Source organism: Paraburkholderia sp. SIMBA_054 (genome assembly GCF_046534875.1).
GTDB classification, from domain to species: domain Bacteria; phylum Pseudomonadota; class Gammaproteobacteria; order Burkholderiales; family Burkholderiaceae; genus Paraburkholderia; species Paraburkholderia hospita.
This window is the reverse complement of the sequence record NZ_JAWRXV010000032.1, coordinates 105,057-115,446: the sequence shown is the minus strand read 5'-3', so window position 1 is coordinate 115,446 and position 10,390 is coordinate 105,057. Positions and strand designations below refer to the sequence as shown.

Below are 10,390 nucleotides of genomic sequence, written 5' to 3'. Positions count from 1 at the left end.
CGCTTTCTTTTGCCTACTTTTCTTTGCGGCGGCAAAGAAAAGTAGGTGCCGCCCCGCACAGGGGCGACGCGTGAAGCTAGATAACAAATCGCGGATGCCAGCAAAAAGTCAAAAACACCAAACCGGCATCCAAACAAGATCAATCGTCGAGCAACGACAAATCCCGCACCGCGCCCTTATCCGCCGACATCACCAGCTTCGCATAAGCCTTCAGCGCGCCCGACACCTTCCGCGGACGCGGCTTAGCCGGCTTCCAACCCTTCGCGTTCTGCTCCTCACGGCGACGCGCGAGTTCCTCGTCGGACAGCAGCACGTCGATCGTACGGTTCGGAATATCGATGCGAATACGGTCGCCGTCGCGCACGAGCCCGATCGCGCCGCCCGCCGCCGCTTCCGGCGAGCAATGGCCAATAGACAGCCCCGACGTACCGCCCGAAAAGCGCCCGTCCGTCAGTAGCGCGCACGCCTTGCCGAGGCCTTTCGACTTGATGTAACTCGTCGGGTACAGCATCTCCTGCATGCCGGGCCCCCCCTTGGGCCCTTCGTAACGCACGATCACGATATCGCCCGCCTTGACCTTGTCGTTGAGGATGTTCTCCACTGCCTCATCCTGCGACTCCGTCACATGCGCCGAGCCTTCGAACACCAGAATGCTTTCGTCGACGCCCGCCGTCTTCACCACGCAACCGTCGAGCGCGATGTTACCCGTCAGCACCGCGAGACCGCCTTCCTTCGAGAACGCGTGCTCGTACGAACGAATGCAGCCTTCCGCGCGGTCCAGATCCAGACTCGGCCAGCGCGTGCTCTGGCTGAACGCGACCTGCGTCGGAATGCCGGCGGGGCCTGCCATGTAGAACGTCTTGACGGCTTCGTCGTCGGTGAGCGCGATGTCCCACTGGGCCAGCGCGTCCTTGAGCGTCGCCGTGTGCACGGTCGGCACGTCGGTGTGCAGCTTGCCCGCGCGGTCCAGCTCGCCGAGGATGGCCATGATGCCGCCCGCGCGATGCACGTCCTCAATGTGATACTTGTTCGTGTTCGGCGCGACCTTGCACAGCTGCGGCACGATGCGCGACAGACGGTCGATATCCGTCATCGTGAAGTCGATTTCCGCTTCCCGCGCGATGGCGAGCAGGTGCAGGATCGTGTTGGTCGAGCCGCCCATCGCGATATCGAGCGTCATCGCGTTTTCGAACGCCTTGAAGCCGACCGAACGCGGCAGGATGCGCTCGTCTTCGTTCTCGTAGTACTGGCGCGCCAGTTCGACGACACGGCGCCCCGCGCGCTTGAACAGTTGCTCACGGTCCGCGTGCGTCGCGACCACCGTGCCGTTGCCGGGCAGCGAAAGACCCAGCGCTTCCGTCAGGCAGTTCATCGAGTTGGCCGTGAACATGCCCGAGCACGAACCGCAGGTCGGGCACGCAGAGCGCTCCACTTCGGCGACGTCGGCGTCGGAGTATGACTGGTCGGCGGCGATCACCATCGCGTCCACGAGGTCGAGCTTCTTGAACTCGATGGTGCCCGTCTTCGGATTCGCGAGGCGCGTCTTGCCGGCTTCCATCGGGCCGCCGGACACGAAGATCACGGGGATGTTGAGGCGCATCGCGGCCATCAGCATGCCGGGGGTGATCTTGTCGCAGTTGGAGATGCACACCATTGCGTCGGCGCAGTGCGCATTGACCATGTATTCGACGGAGTCCGCGATGATGTCGCGGCTCGGCAGCGAATACAGCATGCCGTCGTGGCCCATCGCAATGCCGTCGTCGACGGCGATGGTGTTGAATTCCTTGGCTACGCCGCCCGCGGCTTCGATTTCACGCGCGACGAGTTGGCCCAGGTCTTTCAGGTGCACGTGTCCGGGCACGAACTGGGTGAACGAATTGACCACCGCGATGATCGGCTTCGAGAAGTCTTCGTCTTTCATGCCGGTGGCGCGCCACAGCGAGCGCGCCCCAGCCATGTTGCGGCCGGCGGTGGAGGTTTTGGAACGGTATGCGGGCATCGTGGTTGTGGGAGAGTTATCGCGGAGAGAAAGCGGGCCACGGGAATAAAGGCCCCTCGTGCGCCCGTGCGAACAACCTCGTGAGTCGCGCCCTGGGCAAACCGCGATTATCCCACACAGCCTTTAGGCACGTCGGAATCCCACTACCTGGAAATCCCCGCCCGCGCTTACGGCGCGTACCGCGTGAAGACGTAGTCGCGGTCCTTCACCCGTGCCGCGTGACAGGCGAAACACGTCTGGTGCTGCGCGAGGTCAGCGGGTTGTCCGTTGATGAAGCGCCCGAACCCCCAACCGCCCGTCGATGCATAGCGCCGCGAGTCTTTCACCATCACCTGCACCGTCGTCGCCTGGCCCGGCACGGTCGCGGATTCGAAATCGGGCGACTGCTTGCGTTTGTACGCGAGCTTCACGAGAATCGTGCCGTCCGGGTACGGCAGCGTCGAGCTTTCGATCGCCTTGATCGCAGCGGGATTGCCCAGCACGACGCGCAGCTCGTCGAGCGGCGCGGCTTCCTCGGCGGGCGCGATCATTTGCCACTTGCGGTATCCGTCAGGAATCGTGACACCGTAAATCGGCGATGCCGCTTTCGTTGCAGCGGCAGGCTTGGCGGATTCGGCAATTGCCTGATCCGCCGACACGGCGCCGAGCAGCAGCGCCGTGCTGAGGACGACATACGCGGTCCGGATGGGTCGCATTGGATGGCTCCTCGGTCGTCCGATCAGAAACGCGCTACGTCGATGATCGCGTCGGCGAATGCCTTCGGCGCTTCCTGCGGCAGGTTGTGTCCGACGCCGCCGCCGATGTTCCGGTGCGCGTACTTGCCCGTGAACTTCTTCGCGTACGCAGACGGGTCCGGATGCGGCGCACCGTTCGAGTCGCCTTCCATCGTGATGGTCGGCACCGAAATGGTCGGCGCTGCCGCGAGTCGCTTTTCGAGTTCGTCGTATTTCGCCTCGCCGCGCGACAGCCCGAGACGCCAGCGATAGTTGTCGATCACGATGGCAACGTGGTCCGGGTTAGCGAACGACTCGGCCGTGCGATCGAAGGTCGCGTCGTCGAAATTCCACTTCGGCGAGGCGAGTTGCCAGATCAGCTTGTTGAAGTCGTGGCGATTCGCGTCGTAGCCCGCATAGCCGCGCTCGGTTGCGAAGTAGAACTGATACCACCAGGCGAACTCCGCTTTCGGCGGCAGCGGCGCGCGGTTCGCCTGCTGGCTGCCGATCAGATAACCGCTCACCGACACCAGCGCCTTGACACGCTCCGGCCACAGCGCCGCAATGATGTCCACCGTGCGCGCGCCCCAGTCGAACCCGCCCAGCACGGCCTTGTCGATCTTCAGCGCGTCCATCAGCGCGATGATGTCGACGGCGATCACGGCTTGCTGGCCGTTGCGCGGCGTATCCGCGGACAGGAAGCGCGTGCTGCCATAGCCGCGCAGATACGGCACGATCACCCGATAACCGGCTGCGACCAGCAGCGGCGTGACTTCGGCAAAGCTGTAGATGTCGTACGGCCAGCCGTGCAGCAGAATGACAACCGGGCCGCTCTGCGGGCCCGCTTCCGCGTAGCCGATGTTCAGCGTGCCCGCATTGATCTGTTTGATCGTATCGAACGAAGCGGCACGTCCGCCCGTCTTGACGCTGGTCTGCGCATTGGCGAGCCCGCTCAAGCCCAGTTCCATCAGGCCGATGCCTGCAACGGTCGTCCCGAGCAGACGACGGCGCCGAGTGTTGATCTGATCCGACATGTTTTTTTCCTCAGGTACGGTTGCTTGGATGACATCTGCGCGCTCTTGTCAGATGCGCAGCCTGTTGATTCGACAGCACGCGGAACGCGCACAGCGCGAGCGTCGGCTCAGTGCGTTTCACGCGAACGCCTGTTCGCGCTTCCCGTTCGCAACGCCAGAACAGCTGGCATGGAGGTATTAAACATGTCGGACGTATCTGCGGTTTGTCCGCAATGTCCGCCAATGAGTCGTTATGTATCAGGCGGCGGGGCAGATACATTGGGATACAAAAACGTCGTGAATTGCGGTCCGGGAAACGCGTTCAGCCGTTCGGACCGTCTTACTACTTCTTCGCTTCGTCCGCATCGTAGGTGACGTAGAGCTTGGTGTAGCCCTGCGTGTCGAACTGCCCCGTCCATCCTTTCGGCAGCGTGACGGCTTCGCCCGTATTCACGACCATCACCGAACCGTCCGACGACGTCAGCTTCACATTGCCCGAAAGAAAATAGAGGAACTCCGTATAAGGCAGACCTTGCGGACCTTTGATGTCCTCGTGCAACGGACCCGATTTATAGACGCCCGTCTGATAGGCGTTATCTGGAGACGTGAAGGTGACCACGTCAGTACTTCGCTGACCGTTTTCGTCCTTCTTGACCGCGTCGTTCCGGTTGAATATCGCGCCCGCGAGTTCGGCTTTCGAAACCTTGACGGGCTTGATGGTTTCCGCGTGCAAACCCGTTGATGCGATTGCACTGCTCAATGCCAATGCTGCGAAAAATGCCTTGTTCACGATGTTTTCCTGTGACTGAATGCTTTTACAACTGATTGACCGTAAAGCGGAAATCCGATGGCGACACGCCGTATTGCCGCTTGAACAGGCGGCTGAAATGCGCTGCCGTGGTGAATCCGCACTGCCATGCAATTTCCTGAATCGAACTGTCGTGCGCGCCGCGCGTTCGCAGCAATAGCCCCGCGCGCTCGAGCCGCGCCTGCCACAGATACCGCATCAGCGACATGCCCTTTACACGGAACAGCCGCTGCAGGTGTTGAGAAGAAACATGCACACCGGATGCAATCGCAGCGACGTCCAGCCCAGCCTCGCCGAGATGGCTTTCAATATAGCGCTTCGTCTGATGGATCAACGCTTCGGGGCATCGCCTCTTCGAGCGCGCGCCGGGATCGATCATCGCGAATTCGATGAGTTCGAGCAGTTGCTCGCCCATCATGTTTTGCGCAATGACGCTCGGCGCAGTGGATTGCCGCGCGATGCACTGGATGAGATCGCAGGTCGCGCGAACATCGGGCGACAGCGCATCGCCCACCAGCGGCCCCGCACTCGAACGATACACGCCGCGCTCACGCAGACGCTCCTTCGGTACGCGCAGCACAGTCATCCGCGCGCGCTCAGGGAACACTTCGACAAACGGATAGACGGGGTCGATGATGAACATGCTGCCCGCGTCGAAACGCTCGACCAGGCCGCGCGATTGCACATGCACATGGCCCTCCGTCACGAGCTTCACGAAAAGCCAGCCGCCTTGCCACGACGGCAATTCTTCGCCGACAGGCGACAGCGTCTGCGTTGCCAGGTCGGCAAGCGAGACGCCGACTTCGCCGAGGGTCCAACTCTTGACGGTCGAGTCGATCGACTGCCGCGGATCGAATGCGCATTGCAATCCGTGGCTGTTCAACATGATGTGCGACCATCGCTCGCCCGCGCTCAGACCGGTGTCGAAAGTGATCTCGTGCGTGTCGAAGTGCATGAAAACGTCCCATGATTCAAAACGGACGGCATGCGCAGGTCTTTGGCGCGTGCGTAACGAATCGACCACAACGATCGATCACGCCCGCGCCTCTCTGCCTGTCATCCAGCCGCCGTCGGCATGAACACTGCCTTGGTTTCGAGGTACGCCTCCAGTCCCTCGCGACCGCCTTCGCGGCCCACTCCTGATAACTTGTAACCGCCGAACGGCACATTGGCCGCCAGTTTGACGCCGTTAATGCCGATATGGCCTGCCTGGATGCGGCACGCGAGCGCGTAGGCCCGCTCCACATCGCTGCTATAAACTGAGCCGCTCAGGCCATACGGCGTGTCGTTCGCGATACGCACGGCGTCGTCGATGTCGTCATAAGGAAGAATCGAAACGACCGGGCCGAAGATCTCTTGCTGCGCAATCGTCGTGTCCGGCGTGACGTGAGCGAATACCGTAGGCTCGACGAAATAGCCCTTCCCGAAGCCACCATTGCCAGTACCGCCCAACACGAGCTGCGCGCCTTCACTGATGCCCTGCTCGATATAGCCGCGCACACGATCCCGCTGCACTGCGTTCAATACCGGCCCGATCCGCGTATCGGTCTCGCGCGGGTCGCCAAGCTTCAGCTTCGAAATGATCTCAGCGTACGCGCTGACGACCTCGTCATGTCGTGCCCTGGGCGCAAGAATGCGCGTCTGCGCGAAGCAGATCTGGCCGGAAAACGGCATCGTGAACGGCGTCAGCGCTGCCAGCGCCGAAGGCAGATCGACGTCGTCGAGCAGAATCGCCGCCGATTTCCCGCCGAGTTCCAGCGTCACGCGAGCCAGCCGATCCACTGCCGCGCGTGCGATCCACTGCCCCGTGGCGACGCTGCCCGTAAAGCTGATCTTGTCGACATCGCGCGATTGCACCAGTTGCGCGCCCTCGTCGCGGCCCGCCGTGACGACATTCAGCACGCCCGGCGGAAGGCCCGCAGCCGCCGCGCATTCCGCGATGATCAGCGCATCGAGCGGACTCTCCGGCGGCGACTTGACGACGACCGTGCAACCCGCGGCCAGCGCCGCCGCGATCTTGTGCGACACGATCGGGAAGGTTGCATTCCACGGCGCAATCAACGCGGCGACGCCGACGGGTTCGCGACGTACGCGCGCGTGGCCGCGCCGTGTCGGTCGCGCGTCCTCGAATTCGAACGTCTCTGCGAGCGACGAAAAGAACTCGAAGCGCGTGATGCCCGTGGGAAGCAGACCATTCGCAAACGTAATCGGCGCGCCGACCTGATCGGTCCACAGTTGCGCGAGCAAGGGCAAGCGCTGACGGATTTCTTCCGTCAACCGCTTCAGATATACGCTTCGCTCGGCGCCCGATAGCTTCGGCCACGGGCCATGGTCGAACGCTCGGCGGGCCGCCGCGATCGCGCGCTCGACGTCCACGGAATCCGCGAGCGGAACCGACATGAAAGGCTCTTCCGTCGCAGGAGAAATCAGGACATGGTGCACGTCGGAGTGGCTCAGCACCCATTCGCCATCGATGAAAAAGCGACTGCGGACATTCGACGAAAGTGCTGTGGAGTACTCGGTCATGGTCTTTCCGATTGAAAGTCTTCTACATCTACAGTGAAAGGGTTTCGAAGCCAGCACACGACGTATCGCGTCATGTCGGGTTGAAACCCACCAACGGATTCCGCTAACGTCGGGAACCTGTGACTTTTCAGTGTAGTGATTCGACTCTTTCGGAAATTGTCCAAGGCAATTCGATCGCTTGTCCAAAACGCGCTTTCTGATTGATGCCTGGTTATAGCCTGGTTTTAGCGCAGGAATATGTCGTAATGTATCTGCCGCCGCTTACGATACATCCGGTTTCAAATGCCTTTCCCGGACATACCTACCCGCTGTCGTTCACGTCTATAGCGTTCGAATGTGCGTCCCAGACAAGACAAATGCGCCGCATGGACAAGGCATCCGTCAATTGGAAGCGATAGAGTAAGCAGTTCCCCTCCCTCAATCCGCTTCCCGATTGCAATGCAGTGCATGGATTTTTCGCTCATTCTTCCGGACATGCTTCCCCGGCTCTGGTCTTTCGCGTTAAGGCTGACAGAGAACGAATATGAAGCGGAAGAACTGGTTCATCAAGCCTGCGCGCGCGGGCTTGAAGACTCACACAAGCTGCCTCGCGACACATCGCCGCCCGACTGGATGTTCTCGATCGTCTATTCGATCTGGCGCGCCGATCCGATGGGTCATGCGCGGCGGCATTGTACTGCGAAGAAAAGTTCTCTTTGCTCACAACACCTTTTCCAGAAAAACGTGTGCGGAATAGATCCGCCTCGCTAAGCGTTGTTGAGAAGAGCACCGGAAATCCAGCATCGGATGCATCCGGCTCGCATTACGAAATCATCACTTTCAATCGGAGTACGACCCGCTTCGCGCTCCGTTACGGATCGAAAGAACATGTCATCCTTTTCAAGAATGCTGCTCGTCTACGACGGAACGCTCGAAGCTCAAGCCGCGCTGAAACGTTGCTCGCAATTGTCGCTGGCATTGTCCGCACACGTCGATGTGGTTTCCGTCGTCGATTCGGTCACGGCCAGTGCGACCTGTGCAGGCATGCTGTCGGATCTCGCGTGCAGCAGTATGGAAGCACATGCGCAACACGCGCTCGACATTGCAGTCGCGCATCTCGTGAATCTCGGCGTCACCGCGCATGGCTTCATCAAGTTCGGACGCACTGTCGACGTGGTTCCGCTGCATGTCGCAGCATTCCATGCCGATATCGTGGTGATCGGCCATCGCGTGCAATCGGGGTTCGCGCGCTGGTGGGGCGAGCGCCCAGTTCATCTCGATCTGGCCGAACGGCTGCGCGGCGCCGCAATCGTGGCCGTCACCGCGCCCCTTTCGTGATTTTTGATGAGGGCGCGTGTGGACCGGGCGGCAGTTGCCGCCCGGCAAGCTCAAACAACAGGGTCGATAGGCGAAGGCGGCACGCCGCGCGCTTCGATCGCTTCGCCCGCCAGCAGACACAAGTCCTCGCGATAATGCGCGGCGACAATCTGCACGCCGACGGGCACACCGTCGACCAGTTGCGTCGTAACGGCCAGCCCCGGCAGACCCATCGCGGGCAGCGCGCGCATCGTGAGCTGCGCTTCCCATACCCGGTCGAAACCTTCAGGGCCACGCTGATCGAGGTCATCGGGAAACGGCAGTTCGCCTGAGACGGGCATCAGCACCACCGCGTACTGATCGAGGAACAGACGCCATTGACGCACCAGCGTCGAGCGCCGCACCAGCGAACGGCTGATCACATCGGCAGGCAGGCCCTGTACCTTCAGATGTGCCGCCGCGACGACGGCCGCCGCGCCCGGATCGCCGTCACGCGCGACGGAATCGGCCAGCGCGTCGAAGCCGTCACCCAGCCATAAGCGCTCCTGCAATTGCCCGGCTTCACGGATCGACGGCACGTCGTCGATTTCCTCGACGGTCCAGCCTGCATCGACGAGCCGGCGCGCCGCATCGAGCAACGCATCCTCGACTTCCTTCGCGATCTGCAAACCGCCGGGGCGCAGGCACAGCGCTGCGCGCAGCGGCACGGCGCGCCCTTCCAGCGGCAGCGGCACATACCAGGGGTCGCGAAGATCCGGCGCGGCAAGCGCAAGCAGGCCGAGACGGAGATCTTCGATCGTGCGTGCAATCGGTCCCGCTGCCGACATCAGTTGCGCGCCGATCGCGCGTTCCGGCGACGACGCGTTGAACGCCGGCACACGCCCTAAGCTCGGCCTGAGTCCATGTACGCCGCACGCGTAGGCGGGATAGCGGACCGAGCCGCCGATATCGGTGCCGAGCGCAAGCTGTCCAATGCCCACGGTGACAGCCGCCGCCGCGCCGCCCGATGAGCCACCGGGCGTGAGCTTTGCATCGCGCGGATTCAACGTGCGTCCATGCACCTGGTTCGACGTGAACCAGCGCAGCGCGAAGGTCGGCGAATTGCTGCGGCCAAGCAGCACCGCGCCCGCCTTCGACAGATTGTCCACGGCAGGACTGCTCGTTTCGGCGATCAGGTTTTCCTGCAGACGCGTGCCGTTCGTGGTCGCAAAGCCAGCCTGATCGACATTGATCTTCACGGTGACGGGCACGCCTGCAAGCGGCCCCGGATCTTCGCCGCGCGCGATCGCCTGGTCGATCTCGTCCGCCTGGCGCAGCACCCATTCGGGCTTGTGCGCGACGACGGCGTTAATGGTGGGGTTCACTGCGTCGAGACGCGCCAGCGCGGATTGCGCCGCCTCGCGCGCGGATACCTCACGGCTGCGAACACGCCTCGCGAGTTCAGCCGCCGACAAGCGCCATAGTTCACTCATGTTGTCCCCGATAAAGATTCGGACTGGAAATGATACGCCTCATGCGACGGGCTGTTCCGCATGCGGATCGAGTGTCGCGGCGAGGATCATCTGATGCCGGTTGGACGGCACATGAAAGTCATGCGCGCGCGGACGAAACACCTCGTCGCCGCGACTGATTGCGCGGCCCGTCAGCGCGCACACGGCTGCGTCGCGCGCGAGTCCGCTGCGCCATATCTGCGCGTTGTATCGCCCCGAGCAGGGATCGCTCCACGAGACGCTGATCGTGCACGACGACAGCCGCTCTTCGACCACGATATGCGCGGGACGGGACGGCGCGTCGCACGCGTCTTCAACGACGGGCGACGGGATGCTGACGCGCAGCTTCTTCAGCGCCGCATAACGGTTGACTGCGCACGCGTCGCGCTGTTCTGTGGAAGGGTCCAGCACATTCAGCAGCGTGCGGACCACGATATTGTCTTCGGATAGCGCATTCATCGACTCATCTCCCGTCCCTGTCGCGGGCCATAGCGTGAAAACGTCTTTGTTCCGACGGCGGCGGCCCTGCGGGACGCATGCCCGCA

Annotated in this window: 10 protein-coding genes; 2 read left to right on the top strand and 8 right to left on the bottom strand. The window is 62.2% G+C overall.

What is annotated here, in order from left to right; genetic code table 11:
* Positions 1-139: 139 nt before the first annotated feature.
* From ilvD to SB822_RS32750, 6 genes are all read right to left on the bottom strand, one after another.
* Complete coding sequence (gene ilvD / locus SB822_RS32775; RefSeq protein WP_009769507.1) at positions 140-1,999, bottom strand: dihydroxy-acid dehydratase; 1,860 nt, start codon at positions 1,997-1,999, stop codon at positions 140-142.
* 167 nt (positions 2,000-2,166) lie between these two features.
* Complete coding sequence (locus tag SB822_RS32770; protein WP_199588700.1) at positions 2,167-2,694, bottom strand: cytochrome P460 family protein; 528 nt, start codon at positions 2,692-2,694, stop codon at positions 2,167-2,169.
* A gap of 23 nt (positions 2,695-2,717) precedes the next feature.
* Positions 2,718-3,746, bottom strand: a complete 1,029-nt coding sequence (locus SB822_RS32765) for an alpha/beta fold hydrolase (protein WP_079501182.1) — start codon at positions 3,744-3,746, stop codon at positions 2,718-2,720.
* 322 nt (positions 3,747-4,068) lie between these two features.
* Positions 4,069-4,515, bottom strand: coding sequence for a cupin domain-containing protein (locus SB822_RS32760; RefSeq protein ID WP_009769504.1), 447 nt, complete (start codon positions 4,513-4,515; stop codon positions 4,069-4,071).
* A gap of 25 nt (positions 4,516-4,540) precedes the next feature.
* Positions 4,541-5,488, bottom strand: a complete 948-nt coding sequence (locus SB822_RS32755) for an AraC family transcriptional regulator (RefSeq protein ID WP_039901827.1) — start codon at positions 5,486-5,488, stop codon at positions 4,541-4,543.
* A gap of 101 nt (positions 5,489-5,589) precedes the next feature.
* Positions 5,590-7,059 (bottom strand): aldehyde dehydrogenase, encoded by a 1,470-nt coding sequence (locus SB822_RS32750; RefSeq protein WP_410856495.1) that lies wholly within the window; start codon positions 7,057-7,059, stop codon positions 5,590-5,592.
* Positions 7,060-7,506: 447 nt separating this feature from the next.
* Between SB822_RS32750 and SB822_RS32745 the strand changes: the two genes are divergently transcribed.
* Both SB822_RS32745 and SB822_RS32740 read left to right on the top strand, forming a co-directional pair.
* Entirely contained in the window at positions 7,507-7,809 is a 303-nt protein-coding gene (locus tag SB822_RS32745) for a sigma factor (protein ID WP_079488200.1), read from the top strand.
* A 117-nt stretch (positions 7,810-7,926) separates the two neighbouring features.
* On the top strand, positions 7,927-8,376 hold the full coding sequence (locus SB822_RS32740) for a universal stress protein (RefSeq protein ID WP_007743316.1): 450 nt from the start codon (positions 7,927-7,929) through the stop codon (positions 8,374-8,376).
* 50 nt (positions 8,377-8,426) lie between these two features.
* Here SB822_RS32740 and SB822_RS32735 read toward each other — a convergent pair whose 3' ends face one another.
* Positions 8,427-9,827, bottom strand: a complete 1,401-nt coding sequence (locus SB822_RS32735) for an amidase family protein (protein ID WP_086915283.1) — start codon at positions 9,825-9,827, stop codon at positions 8,427-8,429.
* Positions 9,828-9,866: 39 nt separating this feature from the next.
* Positions 9,867-10,304 carry a DUF3331 domain-containing protein gene (locus SB822_RS32730; protein WP_009769500.1) on the bottom strand — a complete coding sequence of 146 codons (438 nt, stop codon included), beginning with the start codon at positions 10,302-10,304 and terminating at the stop codon, positions 9,867-9,869.
* Positions 10,305-10,390 lie beyond the last annotated feature (86 nt).

Bases quoted from the DNA above. Each gene is read 5' to 3' on its own strand.
- SB822_RS32770 (WP_199588700.1), bottom strand. From the start codon at position 2,694: ATGCGACCCATCCGGACCGCGTATGTCGTCCTCAGCACGGCGCTGCTG.
- SB822_RS32740 (WP_007743316.1), top strand. From the start codon at position 7,927: ATGTCATCCTTTTCAAGAATGCTGCTCGTCTACGACGGAACGCTCGAA.
- SB822_RS32755 (WP_039901827.1), bottom strand. From the start codon at position 5,488: ATGCACTTCGACACGCACGAGATCACTTTCGACACCGGTCTGAGCGCG.
- SB822_RS32730 (WP_009769500.1), bottom strand. From the start codon at position 10,304: ATGAATGCGCTATCCGAAGACAATATCGTGGTCCGCACGCTGCTGAAT.
- SB822_RS32745 (WP_079488200.1), top strand. From the start codon at position 7,507: ATGGATTTTTCGCTCATTCTTCCGGACATGCTTCCCCGGCTCTGGTCT.
- SB822_RS32735 (WP_086915283.1), bottom strand. From the start codon at position 9,827: ATGAGTGAACTATGGCGCTTGTCGGCGGCTGAACTCGCGAGGCGTGTT.
- ilvD (WP_009769507.1), bottom strand. From the start codon at position 1,999: ATGCCCGCATACCGTTCCAAAACCTCCACCGCCGGCCGCAACATGGCT.
- SB822_RS32765 (WP_079501182.1), bottom strand. From the start codon at position 3,746: ATGTCGGATCAGATCAACACTCGGCGCCGTCGTCTGCTCGGGACGACC.
- SB822_RS32750 (WP_410856495.1), bottom strand. From the start codon at position 7,059: ATGACCGAGTACTCCACAGCACTTTCGTCGAATGTCCGCAGTCGCTTT.